This window comes from Microbulbifer maximicatervae (SeqCode) (assembly GCF_052466985.1).
Map to the genome: position 1 here is coordinate 4102878 of NZ_CP174298.1, position 17935 is coordinate 4120812.

The window sequence follows — 17935 nt, forward strand, 5'->3', positions numbered from 1 at the left end:
AGTAACAAGAGGTTAACGGGTGATACAGCAAAGTGCCACTGCCCCAAGTTAACTTTTGCGAACTAATACGAGGTAAATTGAGCTTTATCAGGTTTTGTTGGAATTTAATTTCTTTTCTTCCGCGCATTCTAAAAATAAATCTAACTTTGCTGGAAGCTAAAGGTTCCAGGAGGTAGCGCGCTCAATAAGAGATTCCCGGGATTGGGGAGAGTTCCCGGACAGCCCTGGATTATTGCGGGTAGTGGGAAGGTTATAGAGAAGGTTTAAATAGTGGGGGCTCGGAGAGTCCCCACTCGGTGAATTTGACGATTCAGATTCTGCCGCTGCGCTTTAGGCGCCAATAGGCCTCTACCAGAGACTGGTGCAAAAGCTCCGGCCTCGAGTCAACCACTATGACATTGTGTGCCTGCAAATGCTGAAGTAATTGCTCCCTGCGGCGCAGGAAGTCCCTCGCTGCTGCGCTGTTTACTGCACTGTCAAAGTTCTGAATCGGCTGTTGCAGCAATTTGTCCACAGAAGTCTCCCGCAGACTGGCAATCATCACCAGGTGATTGCGCGACAGCAATTTGACTGCTGCTAGGAGTTCGTCACTATCTTCATCGCGCAAGTTGGTAATCAGGATTACCAGGGCACGTCGCTTGTGGTGGGCCATCAACTGTTGTGCGGCGCTAGTGTAATCTGCGCTACTGGTGCCAGAGTGGAGGTCGTAGACATTATTCAGCAGTAGGTTGATTGCACTTTCGCCTTTTACTGGAGGCAGCTGTCCACCACTGCTCTCCTGTGCCGCAGCAAATGCCTGCAAGCCGACCGCGTCCCCCTGTTTGATGGCGACATAAGCTGAAAGTAGCAAGCCATTGAGTGCGTGGTCAAAGTGGCTCAACTCGCCGTCTTTGGCACGCATCCTGCGGCCGCAATCCAGCATGTAAATAATTTCCTGGTCGCGCTCGTCCTGGTATTCACGGCTGATCAGTTTGCGCAGCCGTGAGCTCGCGCGCCAGTCCACCTGTCGCTGGCTGTCTCCCTGGCGGTATTCCCGCAGTTGGCGGAAGTCCATGCCCTCACCGCGACGCTGCTGCTGGTGCAACCCCATCAGGCGCAGGCTCTGTTCGGTGGAAAGAGATTGCAGTGAGGAGATACCGAGAAAATTGGGGTAGACCTTGACGGTCTGCTCCTGTCCCAACCATACCCTTGTCTGCCAGAGTCCCCAGGGAGAGTTGGCCAGTACCTCGATTCGTCCGAAAGAGGCGCTGCCTCGGCGACGGGGTACCAGGTCGTACTCGATGGTGATTTCCTGGTCGGGGTTAAGTTGTGCGGAGCGCGGCAGCCCTGTCGATCCCAGTTGCTGTGGGATTGAGTCGGAAACCTGGAGTAATAGTGGGCGTGGGCCGGTATTGTGAAGTTTTAGCCGCGCAGTATTGCGTACGCCCAGGGCCAGGTTGCCTGGCAATCGCCGCAGCCCCTGCAGACCGGTTACACGGTAACCGGTGAGATAGTCCAGCAGGGTGGCGCTGATTAACAGCGCACTCGCTCCCCACCAAAGGTTGCCGATAAATGAGCTGGCTTGCGGAAACCAAATTCGCGCTGCTGTAATTGCCAGAGCTGCCAGGCACCAGTAGCCGAGCAGTTTGACCAGGCGCGGACTCGGGCCGGTGCGACCGCTTTGTGCTGGTGCTGCCTGTTGCTCTGTTGCAGCTACAGTCTGTGTCACAGTCGCGGCGCCTCAACACTGTCGATAATCATTGCCAGCGCCGTATCAGCAGTTTCACCGTCAATTTCCATATCTGGAGATAGGCCGATGCGGTGGCGCATTACCGGGATGGCCATGGCCTTGATATCATCCGGCAGTACAAATTCCCGTCCCTGTAACAGCGCATTGGCGCGAGCTGCCTGCAGCAGGCCGATACTGGCGCGCGGGCCGGCGGGGCTGCGCAGCTGGGGGGATTGACGGGTGGCACGTACCAGGCGCACAGCGTAATTCAATACCTGCTCGTCCAAGCCCACCTGAGGTACCAGGGCCTGAAGTTGCTGCAATCCCTCGACAGTAATTTCCCCGGCCAGCTTTTCCTGCAGGCTGCGCTCAATTCGGCCACTGCTGGCGGCGGCGGCCAATTTCAGTTCCGCTTCGAGGCTGGGGTAATCGATGAGGACTTTCAGCAGGAATCGGTCCAGTTCCGCCTCTGGCAGCGGGTAGGTACCTTCCTGCTCGATGGGGTTTTGAGTGGCGAGTACCATAAATGGACTGGGTACTTTCAGTGCCTGGCCGTCGATAGTGACCTGCTTCTCTTGCATCACTTCCAGCAGGGCGGCCTGGGTCTTGGCGGGGGCGCGGTTGATTTCATCCGCCAGCAGCAGGTTGGTAAATATCGGCCCGCGACGCACCTCAAAGCGGCTCTCTCCCATGTTGTACATGGCGTGGCCGGTAACGTCGGCGGGCATCAAATCCGGGGTAAACTGGATGCGGCGGAAATTGCCGCCAAAGCAGTTGGCCAGGGTGCGCACCAGAAGGGTTTTGCCGAGTCCGGGTACACCTTCGAGTAGTACGTGGCCAGAAGCCAGCAGAGCTACGAGTACCTGGTCAACCACCTGCTCCTGGCCAATCAGCAACCGGTTGATATTGTTGCGCAGTATCTGAAGTTTGGCGGACGCAGCCTGCCAGTCAGGTGACGGGCCCGTGGTTTGTTGTTCTGGTTGAAGGGTGGTCTCGTTCATAGGACTGCCTCAATTCGCTGCAGATTACGCATGTGTTCAGTAAATGTTTCTTCGGTTGTAGGGGGCTTGCCCCACAAGGTTTCAACTATTAGCCGTTCATCCATACCGGTGGAGGCACAGAGCTTGTCGCACAGTTTGCGTTTTTTAGTGGCGTTGATATGGGTGGCGCCAAGGCGACGTAGAAGCTCTTCCCGATGGCCGCGCAGCAGGGTTTCCCCCTGGTCGTCCTGCCAGTAGTAATGGCCGCAGGCGGATATATGTTCTAGCAGAGAACGGCGGGACACTTCTGGCTCCGGCTGCAAGGGGCCGAAGCGGCGCCCGTGTAGTAATAGCCAAGCGAGTAAGGCCAGTGCGCCGGCGAGAAAAAATTCTGCAGCGTATTGACGAGCAACCTTGGAAAGGGTTTCAAAGCGGGGGCGGGTGAGAAAGACAAACTCTCCTTCGCCGGCCAGCAATTGTAAGAAATAGGCGTGATCGAAGTGGCCAATACGCTGGGACTGCCACAGGGTACTGTCAGTCATCAAGGTAATTACACCGTTGCCGCGCTCGAACTGCATAAACGGTACGCCGACATCGCCGCGTCGTACCTTAGCCCAGAAAACAGGCCCACCGTCGATAGTCTCGTCATTAAACGAAGGGTGGTAGAGCAGGTGGCTGGCATCGAGGTATAGCTGTATATCGCTGCCGCCCTCAACAGGCAGGGTTACCAGATCCTCCTCTGAGACATCGGGGTTGCGAGACTCCTCTTGTTCCTCTGGCTCATCTTCTGTTTCGCCTTCGTCCAGTTTGCGATTGTGCTCCCGCATGGCATCAGCGGGGCTCTGCTCAGGCTCGAGTACGGCATCCTCCCCGAGCAGTTGCTCCAGGGTTTCTTGCAGTTCGAACTTGTTGTGCCCCTCTTCGATAGAGACGTCCATGGACTCAAGTAGCCAATCGCGGTTTTCACTGCGCCCGGAGTCGCTGTCGAAGTTGCCGGTATAGGCTACAACGATGGCGTGGCCACCGCGTTCGACCCACTCGAGAAGCTCTTGGGCCTTGCTGGGGTTATAGACCTGGCTGGAGCTGCTGATAAACAGGGTGGCATCGGAGGAGAGGCCTTGGAGTACAGATATATTATCTGCCTGACGCGGCGCCAGTTGGATATCGGTGAGGTATCTTTCTGCTGCCAGGTAGGGATTTCGTCTGGCTTCCATGCTCCAGCCGCTGTCGATCTCCTTGGAGTAGCGCTCGTAGAAAGTGAGGAATAGCCATACAAGTGCAACGCCACTTATGACCAAAGCTGCCAACAGAATTCTCTTAGCGGTCATTGCCAAATTCCTCCTGCCATTGGCTACAAAGTGAGCTTACCTGAGCCTCTTTTGGCGGCCGGTGGGCATAGGCAAGCTGCTGCCAGTTTGCAGTAAGCTCTTGTACAAATTGACTCAGGGCGGGACTTACTGGGCGCTGTACTTCATTCGGCTCCTGTTGCCTTACTTGTACCAGCTGTGCGCATTCACTTTCGGTAAGGTGATCGCCAAAATAAAACTCGAAGTCTTCAATCAGGTGAGAGAGGGTGGCGCGGTACAATAGTCCCAAACTGGCTCGCTTGTCTCCCTCTGTCCACAGGCGCATGACCTCAGCGCAAACGTCATCGGGCAGACTCGATTGGCGTACATCCAGGCCGAATAGGGTTTCGGGGACGGGCTGCTTTTTCTTTGGCTTAGGCTGCCATTTCAAGCTCTGAAGAATTTTATCGTGATGTCTCCAAAGCAGATAGCCCAGGCCGAATACCAAGCCAACCCAAAGCAGTAGCTCCAGGATTTTCGCAATTGTTGGGCCCCATTTAACTTCATCGTCAACTTCAGGCGTATCTTTAGAGTTCTCAAAAAGCCATTCGATAAAGTTAATTAACCAATCGGGGAACTTCTCTTTGACGGCTTCTGTTTCAGATTTGTCTTTTTTGCGCCAACCACTGATCTCTTTCATTTGATGAAAGTCATCGCCGGCGAGAATTTCGTCAATATGCTCTTGGGCCTGCTGCGGGGTTTCCAAAGATGCGGCACTGGCGGGGGGCGCTGGAACTAATGAGCCAAAGGTGAGCCCGCAGATCAGGATTAGGGCAGCAGTGCTTGGTTTTCTTCTGCGGTGAGACTCCTGTTCACGCTGCTGGCGTTCCAGCAGGTCCCGAAACTGGATTTCTATATCCCAGCCTTCCAATTCAATACGACGGCCAATATAAAGGCAAAATCCGCTAACGATATAGAAGGGGGCTACTGCTGCCATAACAAACAGGTAGAGTCCGTTATATATCCATTCCAGCCATTGAGTATCCCCTTGGAGCAGAGGGATCCAATCGATCCCATCGGAATACTGTTCAGGGATAAACAGAAATGCCATCACACTTAATGCGGCAAGTAGAAATATCTCAATATGGTAAAGCGTTAGTGTTAGCCAGGTGGCGGCCCCAGAGTGTTTGCGGTGCAGTACCCCAAGGCGCGAGGTACGGGCCTTGCCCGTGGATTGCTCCAGCACGGTAACTGGCATATCGAAAGAGCGTGTGGGGCTCAGCCGACGGAGGGTAAGCCACATAAACCAGTCGCGACGATTCTGGCTAAAGAAATGCTTCAATGCCTCACCAATGGATACCGGTGAGCCAAATAATACGCGGCTGATCATAAACAGGGGCAGCCGATCAAATACGGGTTTCAGCCACCAAATAAATAAGATGGAGAGCGTTGGTGACTCTGGAAACAGCCAATAACACAAAGCAAATAGCGGTGCTGCAGGCAACAGGTAGACTATAAAAAGTTGCCACCAGTATTTTCGTGCCAGGGCGATACCGAGATCGACAGACTCCCAGGGAGAGCGCAAGCGGGCTCGCACAGCCAGATTCTTAATTTGCATGAGTTGCGCCCTCCCTGCGTCCCGCCAGGGTGAAGTACGCAAAGACCAGTACCCAAAACAGGGCACCTACCCCGAGCTTGATCGCAATCGGTGTGCTGGCACTGGAGGACCAGAAGGCTTCAAGGAAAGCGGCAATCACCAGCATCAGGAAAGTGCCGTACATAATCTTCATTGCTTCGACAGCGGCCAAGCGCAGTGCGACCGTGCGCCTGTGCTGGCCCGGATCCACTAGAGAGCGTCCCAATATCAGGCCCGCTGCTCCCGCCAGTACTATGGCGGTCAACTCAAAGGCGCCGTGGCCAATCACAAATGGGTAGAAGGTGGAGACAAAGCCCACCCGGGTGATATGCCCAAACGCTGCGCCAATATAGATGCCGTTAAACACCAGGAAGAAAATTGAGCCGAGGCCAAACAGTACACCGCCGGCAAAGGTGCGAAAGGCGATGCCAATATTGTTTTTGATATAAAAACCGAACATGAACAGGTCGGTATCAGAGCCGCGCTCGCGGCCCAGTACCCGGTTGCCCGGATCATACATGGATTCAAAACCCATAACCTGTTCCGGTGACATTACTGCGTACACCAGGGCATCGTTGTTGTAAGTGCCGACTCCCAGGATCAGGCCAGGTATTAAAAACAAAGCGGATGCCAGCAGTACTGCGCGGCTATTAGCGCGCACGGCTTGGGGAAAACCCGCCAACAAATAGTGCAACCATCCCTTGCGGCGCAAGGTTTCCTGGCGGTAGACACGGTGATGTGCCGCCATAACCAGCTGGTTGAGGTGGTCTATCAGGCGGTTGGTATATTGCCGCTCCTTTGCCATTGCCAGCTGCTGGCAAAGGTTGCGATAGGCGACGGGTAGGTCCAGGGCCGCAACTTCGGACTTGTTCCGATCCGCTTTCAGCCAGGTTTCTAATTGCTCCCAGCTGTCGCGGTAGCGATTCTCAAAGTCTCTCTGCTTCATAGGTACCTCTGCCTATCCCCTGCCACCGAGTAGCCAACTGCCCACGGAGCGCAGGTAGCTCAAGGCATCGCTGTCCCTTTTCCGAGTAATCGGTTCGAGCAGATTGGCGAGCTCTTGCTGACGCGCTTCGCTTAAATCCTGGTGGCGCTCCAAAAGGCTGACTAGTGCCTGCTGGTCTTGCTGGCGAAGGTTCTGCGGTGGTGGGAGCGGGGTGGTATCCGGCAGGGCAACTGGTGCCTTTTCTTCTTCGCGATAGACCACCAGGGTGGCTGCTGCCAGGTCGCCAAGGCGCTGGAAGTGACGTCCCAGTGTCATGCTTATTACGCCAGTGGCGTAGGCAAATGGCATAAAATCCGCGAAGCGTAACAGGTTGCGAACGATGGATGCTCCCCAGGATACCGGCGTAAGGTTGTCGTTGACCACCATTAGACCAAAGGCCTTTTTGCCCGGTGTCTGGCCGCTCCGCAAAACTTCAAAAAACACCGGGTAAAACCACTCGAGAAGAAAGGCGCAGACGAGCCAGATACCCGCACCGGCAAAGCCGGCAAATAGCAACGCAAAGCCGATCGCAGCCAATATCAATGATCGATAAAACACATCCACTGCATACGCAAGGATACGTGGCACGGGCCCAGCGGCCCGCGCGCGCAAATCAATCCCCTCGGGTGTTTCGACGTTATAGGTGGTATCCAGCAAGCCACCGCTCCTGTCTGGTAGAGAAATTTAATTGTGATTGGGAACGCCGAAAACTTTTCGGTAGGCGACACCAAAAGCAATACTAATCAGCGGTATCGCCCAGATTAGGCCTATAAGTAGGGGGAGGCTGCCAACTAAAAAGATCAGCAAAATGACAATTGCGAAACCAAGGAAGGCAAACCAACTCTTAGTGATGGCTTTACGGGAGGTTTCCAGAGCTTGCCATGGGCTCAGATTGCGATCGGCAATCAGGGGCATTGCCAACATATAAGCAATCATCAGGTAAATGCCCGGAATCACCAGCAATATCAGACCGACCCCAATTAGTAGATAGATCAAGATGGTTGCAAGGCCGAGCGGGACTATCTTGTCGAAGTGTGCAAACACCTCGGTACCGGAAGTCTGCTCGTCGCGGGCGATCTTGATACCAATCATTGTCATACCCACCGCCAAGGGTGCGCTGGCAAAGGTCACGATCAGCTGAGAGAGAATCTCGGCAAATGGCCCTGGGTTGCTGTCGGGGCTGAATGCTGCTGTGCCGCCAGTAATTAAGGTGGCGACGATAGTAATTGCAATAATGGCAACGAAATAGAGCAGCGCTCCCACCCAAACAGTGCCTTTGTTGCCGCTAGTGCGCTGCCAGGCTTCGCTGAGAGTTTCCCCAATAGAAAACGAATAATCCCCGGCAATACCCTTTTCAATAGAGCCTGAGTCGCCATTCTCTGGGCTATTGGCCAAATTTGCTTCAGGGGCCTTATAGATGTCACTCATCCTGTTAGCTGTCCTTATTGAGATTTAGATTATTTATGGGGTGCAGAGTCTTGGGAGGGGAATATCTCATAGGCGGGAGTGGCGAACAATGCCACGCCAATACATCGGCAAATTAGGTGATACATCTTTCTCAGCATAAAATCCCCGGGGAGTGACCAAGGAATAGAATTGATGAAAAAAATACTGTGGATGAGCGGTCTGGTTTTGGTGTTGATTACCGCTGGATATGTCGCCTTGCCGTTTTATTCCATCGAGCAATTGCAGCGTGCGGCGAAAATGGCTAAATCCGATCAACCGCAGGTTAGAACTGAGAGTATCGACACGTTAGAGCGCTATGTCGATTTTCCTGTTTTACGTGACAATTTAAAGATCCGCTTACAGCAGCAACTTAGGAACTCCCTAAGTAATTCTATTCCTCAGGAGTTTGATGAATTACTCAGTGCTGGTGCAAATTTCTTTATGGATCCACTTTTACAACAGTTTATTACTCCTGAGGGCATAGCCGACCTTCTTCGTGGGGGAGAGGATCTGGAGGCATTTCAGCGGGAAATTTATCGACAGGGTAGTGAAACACCGAATATTTCCGCGAATGAGACGTCTGCAGCGGAAGAGAAAGAAGATTCCTGGCAGCGCATGGGGTGGCATTTTACCGACCTCAATCATCTGAGTGTTGAATATGGTGAGCATGGCCGGCCTGAATTGCGCCTGTTGATGCAACGCAATGGTCTGCGCTGGCAGCTGGTGGATATCCAGCTAATTGGTGATAAAAGTGGAGAGAGTCAGGAATGGAGATAGAAAATTCAGTCAACGTCTTTGGCGATCCACTGGTGCCTTGTAGCCTGGACCCGAAGACAGGCTTCTTTCGCGATGGCTGCTGTAACACCTGTAAAGAGGATCTCGGTTCTCATACCGTCTGCGTTGCCGTGACTGATAAGTTCCTGGAATTTTCCCGCAGTCGTGGCAATGACTTGAGTACACCGGTAGAGGAGTTTAATTTTCCCGGTTTAAAGGAAGGGGATCGTTGGTGTCTCTGTGCCGCGCGCTGGCTCGAAGCGGAGAAATTGGATATGGCTCCCCGGGTATTTTTACAGAGTACACATGTGAAGGCGCTGGAAATTATTCCTATGCAAACATTGCGTCGCTATGCGCTGGATTTACTTTAGTTAATTGGGTGGATCAGCTTCTTGTCCACCTATTAACTCCCTTCAAATGGCGGCACGTCCCTGTGTCGCCACGCTACAGACAAGATAGCTACTCGGAACTTAAGAGGGCAGGAAGTCGATTGAGTAGTTTTTGGTAGTACTCTCAACGTTGGCAGAACCAAAATTGATCATGCGGATTCTCGCCAGCAACTTGCGTTCAAGTGCCGGGTTATTGAGCTCGCTCTCTACCAATTTGATCGACGCGATAGCACCATTCGGTGCGATCACCAACTGTACGGTGAGCCTTCCCTGTAGAGTTGGGTCCCTGCGCAGCGCGCGATTATAGATTCCAATAATGGCCTCTTTATTGGCTTCCATAACACTGCGAATGGAATCGTCGGTACGTATGGATTTTTGCCCTCTGGCCTTGGCCACCGCTTCTTTGGCTGAACCCGTTGCCTGGGTACTTTGTACTCGGGTGTTCTCACGACCGGCCAGTGAGACACCACCGGTATCGCGACTCACTCTACCGGCGGCAACGCCGCCACTGGAGGATTTTGACTTATCCGCGATCATACCGCGTTCTATTTTAGAGGCAGTAGCATTCCCCGAGCTGAGCTGGCCCCGGCTAATATCAGAGGTATTAAAACTCTCGCGCATATCCAACAGATCATCGGCGAGTGCATTCAGGCCGCTATTGGCCGCTTTCTCCCGGGCCTGCTGTACTTTGGCAACCGGGGGATTTTCAACCTTGCGCGGCTTCTCCACAGGCTTGGGCTTGTCGGGTGTTTCCGCTTTCTTTTTGGGTTTCTCTTCGGGCTTTTTCTTTTCCTCGGGCTTCTTTTGCTCTTTGGGTTTCGGCTTTGGCTTGGGTTTTGGCAATTCCTTTTTTTCCAGAATCACTTTGGCCAGCTGTGGTGGCACCCTTTCGGCCTGTTCCCGGGTGAGTTCGGGTACTGGCGCCAGTGCAACGGCAATGCCACTGATGGCCAGGGCTATCAGGCCACCGCGCAGCAATTTGATAAAGCGCTGATCCTCCTCTCTTGAGGCGGACCAAGGTAGCACTGTTTCCTGTAGTTGCCAGGGGGCGTAACTAATGGTTGCTGTACTCATATCAGGATTCCACCCCCGAGGGATCTTCCGGCGCTGTTTGTTCTACGGCGAAAGACATATCGCGGAAGTCTGCGGCTGCGCAGGTGTGCATGATCTGCTTCAGCAACTCATAGGGAACTTGTTCATCACCTAAAATAGTCACTGCTCGGCCCAGAGTTTTCTGGGCTTCGCTCAGCTCTCCCGCTCGTTCAGCACGGTATTTAAGCTCTGTTACCAGGGCCTCAATATTCTCTGCGCTGGGATCGATGTCATCGATGTTGGCGATAAATCGGTCCCCGACAAACAGCTGTTTATTGTTGACCCGCACTACAGTAGTCACCTCGGGTTTCTGTTGTGAGGTGGACTTGGGCAGTTTTATGGTTTTATCAGTCTGCAGAACCTGAACATCACTGGTTGAGTTCACCAGAAGGAAAAACACCAGGATGGTGAAGATATCCATCAGTGATACCAGGTTCAGTTTTGACTGCTGCTTTTTTTGCCTTTGCCTGCGCTCTTGCAGTTTTGCGGCTGCATTTATCTTCATAGTTTGGCCCCGCTATTTTGTCTGCTCCGGTGCATCGCCGAGAGATATCTGGGGGAACAGTTCTGCATCAACAACAGATGCGGCCACTACAGCCCGGTAGCTACGTGCAGTATCCATGGCGGCGACCAGAGTTTTGTAAGGCGTTCCCTTTTCTGACAGGATCACCAGATCATCTTTGTCGATAGATTTTTCTCGCAACTGCCGTTTTATCTGCTGTAAAACGATAGATATCGTGGAGAAATCCGGTGAGTTTTCTTCGTGTGGGATGCGTTTAACCCGCTGCCCAGCGGGATAATTGATATCAACATACTGCGTACGCAAAACCAGTTCGAGCTGGCGATTTTCCTCCATACTGCTGGAACTTCCATCGCTGATACCCGGCAGATTCAGCTTGAGCACGGAGATATGGGAAAACACCATATTTAGCAGTAGCACAGGAACCAAAATGGTCATCAAACTCATAAACGAGGTGATATCGAGTTCCGCTTCCTCATATCCACGCCGGCGAATATTTATGTTCAGCATGGCGGTATCCCTTAGCTGTTAGCGGTGCGTTGTTCCGCTTTCTGTGGGCGTCCCATGGTCAGCAGATTAAGGAATTTAACCCCGGCCATTTGCAAACTATCGACAATCTCATTGGTTTTATTTTGTAGCATTGAGTTAAACAACAGCAGGGGAATGGCAGAAATCAAACCGAATGCTGTAGTGTTCATCGCTACGGAAATACTGGTGGAGAGCATGGTCGCTTTTTCAGATGGGTCGGCACTGGCTACTGCAGTAAATGCAGCAATCAGACCCATAATAGTGCCGAGTAGGCCCAGCAGAGTGGCAATATTAGCGAGAGTGGCCAAGTAACTGGTGCGTTTTTCCAGACGGGGAACAGCTTCGAGAATCCCTTCCTCAATAGCCAGGGCAATATTTTCCTCGCGCTTCGCAAATTGCAAAGTGTTGATGCCCGCTGCGGCGATACGGCCCATTGCTGCATCGTTGTCTCGGGCCAGCTGCAAGACACTTTGATAGCTGCGTTTTTGCAACATGGGCAATACTTGTTGATACGCCTTTTTATTGGCATTCCGCGCGCGTGATAAAAATATCCAGCGCTCTACTACCATTGCCAGTCCGATAACCAGGACCACTGCAATTGGGTACATGAAGGGTCCGCCATTTTGGAAAAAACGCAGCATCTCTTGAGTGAATTCCATGATTTAATTCTCCACAGATAAAGTTATAAATTTGTAGTGCAAAGGGAGAGCGATTGAGTTCCCACCCTTGGTGTATAAAGAGGGCCGCGGGACGTTGAAGCCTGCTGCGGCGGTTCCATGTCTTCGCTGTATAAATTCAGCAGCGCCGCTTCCATACGCCGCAAAAATTATTTTTTATTTTGATGGGTCGGCCTAATCGGTTTTTTCCTGTTCAGCTTGTAACAGCTTTATTTCCCGCCGAAATTCCGAATATTCCTGATGTTCAAATACAGAGGAGAAAGTTTGCGGCAGAACGCTGTCGAGCCTTTGTAAACTGTCGGCTTGCTTCCAGGGAATGATATATAAAACCTTAGGTTGTTCCTGACTGCCAATTACAGTGGACTCCAGCGTTGTTATTTCCTCTGCTGTTGCGCCATATGCAAAGATAGACAGGCTCAGTATGAGGCTAGAAAATAATTTCATTGTTAAAGTCTCCGCTCCAGCTCGAGTATCCATGCACTGAGCAATTTATCCTGTTCAGTACCGGAATCTTGCGCTGCCATATAGTGCTGAAGGGCGCGCTCGGGTTGTTGCAGGTAAAGGTCGTAGAGGATTCCCAGGTTGCGGTGTGCATCGGCATAGTGTGGCCAACGCTCTATGGCGGCGTTGTAGTATTGCTCTGCATCTTCGAACCGCCCCCGGTCACGCATCAGCGCAGCGAGACGATTCCAGGCAAATACATTGTTATCGTTTACCGCAATAGCCTGGCGAAAGCTGCGCTCGGATTCCTCGTATTTCTCGCCGGACTGTTGCACGATTGCCAGATTAAGCCAGGCTCCAGAGAGTTCCGGCCACTTTTCAGTAATTTGGAGCAGTTGCGATTCAGACGCAGGTAAATCATTTGCCTGAAAATTCTGGCGAGCCAGTTCCATCGCCGTACGGGCCTGTTGCGGTACTCTTTTACCATCCCGCAAGTAGGGATTCTCTGTAAGTTGTTGCGCGGCGTCACTATCTGCGGGCGATGTCGTCTTTTGCAGGCCGCTACATGCAGAGAGTAGAAAAACCAATAGCGCAGTAGTGAATAACCGTGCGATTGAAGATAATTTCTGGGCGCTAAATTCAGTGCAGTGCATCACTCCACTCCAGGGTTTTTTCTTCTTTTTTGTAGCGTGCGGGTAACAGCTCTCCCAGTGAATGGAAGCTGCATTTAACCCAGTCGTCGTAAATACCCACAACCGTGCGCTGGATATTGGCCTCGTGAAGTTCTATGGACTTCTCCTCGAAGGGATAGGCCTGTTCCTCCAGTAGAATTTCGTATTGTTCCAATTCCAGCTCGTTCAGGTTTTTAGGGCGCTGTGAGTCCATCAGGTCACGGCTGAGCTGTCGGTACACTTCCGCGAGGCGATAGTTTGCTTGAGGGGTGAATTCTGCGATGCCAAACTCCAGGACTTTGCGGTAATCTGCCACGGTGGTTTGCATGGCCCGCTTTTTATTAGCGAGACTGGTCTTTAACGGCAAGCGAAGTGCCAGTTCAGCAAATTTCGCATAACTTTGTTCCGCCAGTTCACTTTGAGAATAAGCGGCCAGGTAACGCCCGCGGGGTGACTGCAGCGAGTTCTGTGAAAGTTGTTGTAGCCAGTAATTCCGCTTAGTGGGCTTTTTGGTCTGAGCGTAGATTTCGACCAGCTGAAATTGCGCTTCCAGACGTTGCTCAGCGGGCTCTGGCCACAATTTGCTGTAGTTGCGATAGCTTTCAATAGCCCTGTTGTACTCACCGGCTTTTTGCAGGTTTTCTGCTGCCATAAACAGGGATTGACGGCGAACTTCCCGATCCGGATCTGTAGCGGCTAATTGCAGTAATTCTGAGGCGGCAGCCGCCGGCATTTCCAGAGCTTCAAAGATAACGATGGCTTTGGCAGCCAGTGTCGGCGTCAAGGTGTGCGCGGGATAAAACTGGCGGAAATCAGCGAGTTCTGTGCTGGCGCGCTGCCACAGCCCTAATTGAATAAGAAAATTAATCGCATCATATTGGGCGGTGGCCGCAACCTCTGTGCGCCCGCTATCGCGGATACGCAGCAGGTGATTGAGGGCTTCCTCACTGGGAGCGGCATCCTCACTCTCGCGCTGGGCCAAAATGATTTCTGCCTGGCGATAGATGGATAACTGCAATTGGCGCAATGCGTCTTTGCGCAGCTTATCGTCTGGCTGGTAGCCGAGCGCGCGGGTATAGGCAGCCTCTGCCTGGGGATATTGCTTCAGGGAAAAATGGCTGTGGGCCAGTATTATTGCAATACTTATTTGCTGTTGCCTATTGGCTGGCGGTTGCCATTGATCGGCGTGCTCGGCAGCGGCGATGGCTTCGGTAAAGCGCGATTGTTGTAACAACTTATCGGCAGCGGCCAGCTGTACTGGCAGAGCTCTCGGGTCTTGGGGCCAGCTCTGTGCAAATTTCAGGCTCGCTTCGATATTGCGATCGAGCCACAGGATTTTCTGTTCCGACTCTTGATCCGGAGTTTGTTCATGCACTCTGGCTGCACTGAGGATGGCTCCGTAGCCGGCTTCGGCAGCATACTTGGGATCTTGGTATTCCCAGGCGACCTGGCTGTAAGCGCGCCAGGCGGCGGGGTGATCTGCAGCCTGCTCAAGACACTCCGCCATCAGGAAAACCATGGATGGCGTGCGTGGATCTTGTGGAAAAGTCTGCGCGTATTCCTGATATAACGCGGCGGCGCTGCGATAGGCACCCAGTGATTGTGCGCTGACAAGGCGACGTTCTTTCACCTTATTCGCGGGTAGTTTTGTGACCTGCTGAGCCAATTCCTGAGCGCGGGCGTGGTCAAACTGGGCCAATTCATACAGCCATGGTTGCAGGGTTTTGGCCAACTCCTGTTGTTGAGTTTCACCTGCTGCTTGCCAGTAATCACTGTTCACACCATAGCGACGCACAAAGTCCCGCTTCGTGGGCAGAACTTCCTTATGTAGTCTCCCCGCTTGCAAGGTTTCAACGGCGAGAAGATGAAGCTGTGGGGCTTGCTGGGTTTGTGGGTAGTGATTGACGAATTGTAAAAAGGTATCGGCACTATTGCGGAACAACTCTTTTTCCCGATACCAGGTACCGAGTGCACTGTATAGCTGGTGCTGATAGGGACGTGGCTCTCCATTGAGGTTAAAAGACTCAATGGCTTCAGCACCTCCCAGGTAGCTGAAGTTTAATGCGAGCCCACGCAGGCTGTCTTCACGCAGGCGCTGCCGCCCAACAGGGAGTTCCTCCCCCTGTTCCTCACTGTGCAAAATATCCAGCGACTGGAGAAAAATTTCTGTGGATGCGCGGTAATTGCTCGATTTAAATTCTGACCAAGCCAACATATAGCGAGCATTATCTGTAAATGGACTCGGCCCCTGCTTGAGCAATGCACGGAAATCTCGGGCGGCACTTGGGTAGTCTTTGCGATTGAATGCCGCCTCGCCACGGCGGAATAAGACTTCGCCGATAAACGGTGAGTCCGGTGCGCTACCGGCTATCTTTTCCAATGCCTGTAAGGCTGCAGGCATTTCCCCATCCAGTGCCCGGGCGCGGGCTAAGCGATAGAGAATGTAATCATCTTTTGGGCGCTGGGCAGAGAGACTTTGGTAATAATCTACCGCGCTGGAGTAGTCGACAATGGTATCCGGATTGTCGGACTGTTTTTGCTCCAGTCGTTCCATTTCCAAGTCAGCAAGGCGCAGATGGATTTGTTGCCGAACCTTGGGATCGGCGTGGCTGTCCAGTGCTGTGCGGTAACTTTGCACCAGGTTTTCCAACGCGATAGCGGTTTGCACGGGCGGGCTTTGTGGTGCCTCTTCCTGGGAGCTGGGCGGGTTGGCACGGGGCAGGTCAGCCAGGGTTTGTACCGGTTGATTGCCACAAGCTGTCAGGGCACAGCAAATACCAATAGCCAGGGAGCGCAGGGTAAACACAGCTGCCGGATGCGGGGCGTTATTCATTGTCTGAGGCCCCGGTATTATCCGTGTCACTGTCAGCCTGAGAGGTTGCGGGGATCGCCTGCATTTCAGCGTCTTGCAGACGTGCGATAGCCAGGCGTGTGTGGGCCATATAATTGTGAATTTGCTGCTGCTCCCTACCCAGCTGGGCGATAACCTCTCGGCGTAGGTCGGCTTCAATCAATTCGCTGGCTCGACCAATCGCCGCTTGCTGAGCTGGAATTTCGTCATCGGCGGTGACCACCCGATAGGCTAGTTGGCGCAGTTGTGGCCCCCGCTGTGCTTCGGTATCTGTTTTCTTGCGTTGTTCCCGCCCCCTGCGTAACTGCTCTTCGAGCAGCTGTAGGGATTTTCGCTGCTGCCACAACTTCTCGTGATACTGTTCGTTGGCTTGCCAAAGCAAAATCCCCCGGGCTTTCGCCAGGGTTTCCGCTTGTTGTTGGCTGGCTTTGCCGCTGTCCTGGATTTTTTTAAGACGTTCTTGAGCGCCGGTGAGAATTTCCAGTAATTCGAGGGTTTCACTTTGTTCATTTGGAGTGGCGGTGGTCGCCAATAAAGTGAGTGCGTCGCGCTCCTGTTCAATATGCTCGAGAGCTGCCCTCAAATGATCGTATTGCTGGGTTGCCATCTGCAACTGCTGGTCAAACTGGGCGCTATTGTAGTTATCAATAATCGTTGTACGGCGCAGGTGACGCTCTTCGATAACGTCGGCAAATTGGGGTAGTTTATCTTGCCAGGTCTGTAGTACCTGGGTGAGCTGCTGCAGATCGCGCAGCTCGGTGAGCCGCAATTGGAAGCGGTCACTTTGCAGGATTGGCCGCAGAAAGTGCTGGTTATCGCGCAATAGGGGAGAGGCCTGGGCCAGTTGTAACCAGCCATAGCGCCATGCCTCGCGCTGAACAGGATCATAGGCCAGTGGTTCCGTCGCCAGGTCTTGTTGTAACTGGTGTAACTCAGTAAGTGTTTCCAGGTAATAAGCTTCAGCGCTTTGATATGCTCTGAGGGCTACAGAGCGATTTTCCAGTTTTTCGTAACCATAAGGCAGGGCTACCATCGCTTCCCGTGCGGCGGGACTGTAGCGGTGCTTATCCAGTAAAAACTGCAGTGCGTCTATGCCCGCTTGGTAGTCTTCACCATTGATAGAGGACCAAGCCATCCCTAGGAGTGCGCGAGTTGCCCAGGGCGTGTTGAGGCGAACCCTGGAAAAGGCTTCTTTAGCTGCGCTGTGTTGCTCTGCAAGAGCCAGGGCGTACCCCATACCAATATGGGCTTTATCAATGAGTATGGGAATTTCAGACGAAGGAATATCAATTGTTTCTGCAAAATCAACAGCGACTTGATATTCGTGAATTGCTGCAGGCAATTGGCCGGACCTGGCAAAGGCTGCGCCTAAGTTGATATGTCCCAATAACTTTTCCGCAGGGTATAAATCGCTGGTTTCCAGTAATTTTTGAGCCGTGGTGAGGTCTTTATTGCGCAGCGCTAAGTTGAGAGGTAGTGAGGACTCCTCGGCAACCCCTGACTTTTCCAAGTGTGCTGCAGCGCTGACAAAATCACCGTTCAGGTAATTTAATTCGGCCAGCTTTAACCAGGCAGTGCGGCGATATTTTGGTGCAGCCGCGACATTACTCTGCTGCTCAAAAAGTTCAGCTGCTCGTCTATGTAAACCAAACCCGAGGCTGATCCCGCCCTCTATCAATGCGGCGTTATCCCGGTGAATTTGAATTGAATCCCGCTGCTGAGCAACCAGCAGTGTGCTAAGGGCATCAAAGTAATTCCCTTGAAAATACTCGTAAAGCGTAGCGCCATAAGCGAGGTCTTGAGCCCTTTGGTATTTTTGTGGGGCTCGCTGCTCATTGCTGGGACCGTTTGTTTCGGCCACAGTATCAGCTTCCTGAGCGCAAAGGTTACTTGCGGCAAGGGTGAGCGCCAGGGATAGGATGCGGGTAAAAGATGGGTAGTACATGGCTAA

17 protein-coding genes are annotated in these 17935 nt (G+C 52.8%); 2 read left to right on the forward strand and 15 right to left on the reverse strand.

Features of this window, described 5'->3' with window-relative positions; genetic code table 11:
• Positions 1-310 precede the first annotated feature (310 nt).
• The 7 genes from ACJJI3_RS18165 to ACJJI3_RS18195 are packed head-to-tail and all read right to left on the reverse strand — an operon-like array spanning position 311 to position 8023.
• Complete coding sequence (locus ACJJI3_RS18165) at positions 311-1708, reverse strand: DUF58 domain-containing protein (protein WP_444895786.1); 1398 nt, start codon at positions 1706-1708, stop codon at positions 311-313.
• Complete coding sequence (locus ACJJI3_RS18170; RefSeq protein ID WP_444940481.1) at positions 1705-2709, reverse strand: AAA family ATPase; 1005 nt, start codon at positions 2707-2709, stop codon at positions 1705-1707. The genes ACJJI3_RS18165 and ACJJI3_RS18170 overlap by 4 nt, the downstream gene beginning before the upstream one ends.
• Positions 2706-4016, reverse strand: coding sequence for a DUF4350 domain-containing protein (locus ACJJI3_RS18175; protein WP_444940482.1), 1311 nt, complete (start codon positions 4014-4016; stop codon positions 2706-2708). The genes ACJJI3_RS18170 and ACJJI3_RS18175 overlap by 4 nt, the downstream gene beginning before the upstream one ends.
• Complete coding sequence (locus tag ACJJI3_RS18180) at positions 4006-5592, reverse strand: DUF4129 domain-containing protein (RefSeq protein ID WP_444940483.1); 1587 nt, start codon at positions 5590-5592, stop codon at positions 4006-4008. Before ACJJI3_RS18180 ends, ACJJI3_RS18175 begins: the two co-directional genes overlap by 11 nt.
• A complete protein-coding gene (locus ACJJI3_RS18185) occupies positions 5582-6556 on the reverse strand; it encodes a stage II sporulation protein M (protein ID WP_444940484.1) in 975 nt (324 codons plus the stop codon). Before ACJJI3_RS18185 ends, ACJJI3_RS18180 begins: the two co-directional genes overlap by 11 nt.
• 12 nt (positions 6557-6568) lie before the next feature.
• Positions 6569-7252, reverse strand: coding sequence for an RDD family protein (locus tag ACJJI3_RS18190; RefSeq protein WP_444918504.1), 684 nt, complete (start codon positions 7250-7252; stop codon positions 6569-6571).
• A gap of 27 nt (positions 7253-7279) precedes the next feature.
• The gene (locus ACJJI3_RS18195; protein ID WP_444918503.1) at positions 7280-8023 is read right to left on the reverse strand and encodes a DUF2189 domain-containing protein; all 744 of its coding nucleotides are present in this window, start codon (positions 8021-8023) and stop codon (positions 7280-7282) included.
• A 171-nt stretch (positions 8024-8194) separates the two neighbouring features.
• Between ACJJI3_RS18195 and ACJJI3_RS18200 the strand changes: the two genes are divergently transcribed.
• Entirely contained in the window at positions 8195-8818 is a 624-nt protein-coding gene (locus tag ACJJI3_RS18200) for a DUF2939 domain-containing protein (protein WP_444918502.1), read from the forward strand.
• Positions 8809-9186: a DUF2237 family protein gene (locus ACJJI3_RS18205; RefSeq protein ID WP_413663688.1), complete on the forward strand. Its 378-nt coding sequence runs from the start codon at positions 8809-8811 to the stop codon at positions 9184-9186. Before ACJJI3_RS18200 ends, ACJJI3_RS18205 begins: the two co-directional genes overlap by 10 nt.
• Before the next feature lie 99 nt (positions 9187-9285).
• Here the strand turns inward: ACJJI3_RS18205 and ACJJI3_RS18210 are convergent, their stop codons facing one another.
• The 8 genes from ACJJI3_RS18210 to ACJJI3_RS18245 all read right to left on the reverse strand — a co-directional run bounded on the left by ACJJI3_RS18210 (position 9286) and on the right by ACJJI3_RS18245 (position 17929).
• Entirely contained in the window at positions 9286-10278 is a 993-nt protein-coding gene (locus ACJJI3_RS18210) for an AgmX/PglI C-terminal domain-containing protein (protein WP_444940485.1), read from the reverse strand.
• Between the two features lies 1 nt (position 10279).
• On the reverse strand, positions 10280-10801 hold the full coding sequence (locus ACJJI3_RS18215; protein WP_444918500.1) for an ExbD/TolR family protein: 522 nt from the start codon (positions 10799-10801) through the stop codon (positions 10280-10282).
• Between the two features lie 12 nt (positions 10802-10813).
• Entirely contained in the window at positions 10814-11326 is a 513-nt protein-coding gene (locus ACJJI3_RS18220; protein WP_444918499.1) for a biopolymer transporter ExbD, read from the reverse strand.
• 11 nt (positions 11327-11337) lie between these two features.
• Complete coding sequence (locus ACJJI3_RS18225; RefSeq protein WP_444918498.1) at positions 11338-12003, reverse strand: MotA/TolQ/ExbB proton channel family protein; 666 nt, start codon at positions 12001-12003, stop codon at positions 11338-11340.
• Positions 12004-12195: 192 nt separating this feature from the next.
• Positions 12196-12465 (reverse strand): hypothetical protein, encoded by a 270-nt coding sequence (locus tag ACJJI3_RS18230; protein WP_413663684.1) that lies wholly within the window; start codon positions 12463-12465, stop codon positions 12196-12198.
• 2 nt (positions 12466-12467) lie between these two features.
• Positions 12468-13115, reverse strand: a complete 648-nt coding sequence (locus ACJJI3_RS18235) for a tetratricopeptide repeat protein (protein ID WP_444918497.1) — start codon at positions 13113-13115, stop codon at positions 12468-12470.
• The gene (locus ACJJI3_RS18240; RefSeq protein ID WP_444940486.1) at positions 13102-15966 is read right to left on the reverse strand and encodes a tetratricopeptide repeat protein; all 2865 of its coding nucleotides are present in this window, start codon (positions 15964-15966) and stop codon (positions 13102-13104) included. Before ACJJI3_RS18240 ends, ACJJI3_RS18235 begins: the two co-directional genes overlap by 14 nt.
• Positions 15959-17929 (reverse strand): hypothetical protein, encoded by a 1971-nt coding sequence (locus ACJJI3_RS18245; RefSeq protein ID WP_444940487.1) that lies wholly within the window; start codon positions 17927-17929, stop codon positions 15959-15961. Before ACJJI3_RS18245 ends, ACJJI3_RS18240 begins: the two co-directional genes overlap by 8 nt.
• Positions 17930-17935: the final 6 nt, after the last annotated feature.

Coding starts and splice junctions, on each gene's coding strand:
- ACJJI3_RS18185 (WP_444940484.1), bottom strand. CDS start 6,556: ATGAAGCAGAGAGACTTTGAGAATCGCTACCGCGACAGCTGGGAGCAA.
- ACJJI3_RS18180 (WP_444940483.1), bottom strand. CDS start 5,592: ATGCAAATTAAGAATCTGGCTGTGCGAGCCCGCTTGCGCTCTCCCTGG.
- ACJJI3_RS18235 (WP_444918497.1), bottom strand. CDS start 13,115: ATGCACTGCACTGAATTTAGCGCCCAGAAATTATCTTCAATCGCACGG.
- ACJJI3_RS18175 (WP_444940482.1), bottom strand. CDS start 4,016: ATGACCGCTAAGAGAATTCTGTTGGCAGCTTTGGTCATAAGTGGCGTT.
- ACJJI3_RS18230 (WP_413663684.1), bottom strand. CDS start 12,465: ATGAAATTATTTTCTAGCCTCATACTGAGCCTGTCTATCTTTGCATAT.
- ACJJI3_RS18170 (WP_444940481.1), bottom strand. CDS start 2,709: ATGAACGAGACCACCCTTCAACCAGAACAACAAACCACGGGCCCGTCA.
- ACJJI3_RS18225 (WP_444918498.1), bottom strand. CDS start 12,003: ATGGAATTCACTCAAGAGATGCTGCGTTTTTTCCAAAATGGCGGACCC.
- ACJJI3_RS18215 (WP_444918500.1), bottom strand. CDS start 10,801: ATGAAGATAAATGCAGCCGCAAAACTGCAAGAGCGCAGGCAAAGGCAA.
- ACJJI3_RS18240 (WP_444940486.1), bottom strand. CDS start 15,966: ATGAATAACGCCCCGCATCCGGCAGCTGTGTTTACCCTGCGCTCCCTG.
- ACJJI3_RS18245 (WP_444940487.1), bottom strand. CDS start 17,929: ATGTACTACCCATCTTTTACCCGCATCCTATCCCTGGCGCTCACCCTT.
- ACJJI3_RS18195 (WP_444918503.1), bottom strand. CDS start 8,023: ATGAGTGACATCTATAAGGCCCCTGAAGCAAATTTGGCCAATAGCCCA.
- ACJJI3_RS18200 (WP_444918502.1), top strand. CDS start 8,195: ATGAAAAAAATACTGTGGATGAGCGGTCTGGTTTTGGTGTTGATTACC.
- ACJJI3_RS18220 (WP_444918499.1), bottom strand. CDS start 11,326: ATGCTGAACATAAATATTCGCCGGCGTGGATATGAGGAAGCGGAACTC.
- ACJJI3_RS18210 (WP_444940485.1), bottom strand. CDS start 10,278: ATGAGTACAGCAACCATTAGTTACGCCCCCTGGCAACTACAGGAAACA.
- ACJJI3_RS18205 (WP_413663688.1), top strand. CDS start 8,809: ATGGAGATAGAAAATTCAGTCAACGTCTTTGGCGATCCACTGGTGCCT.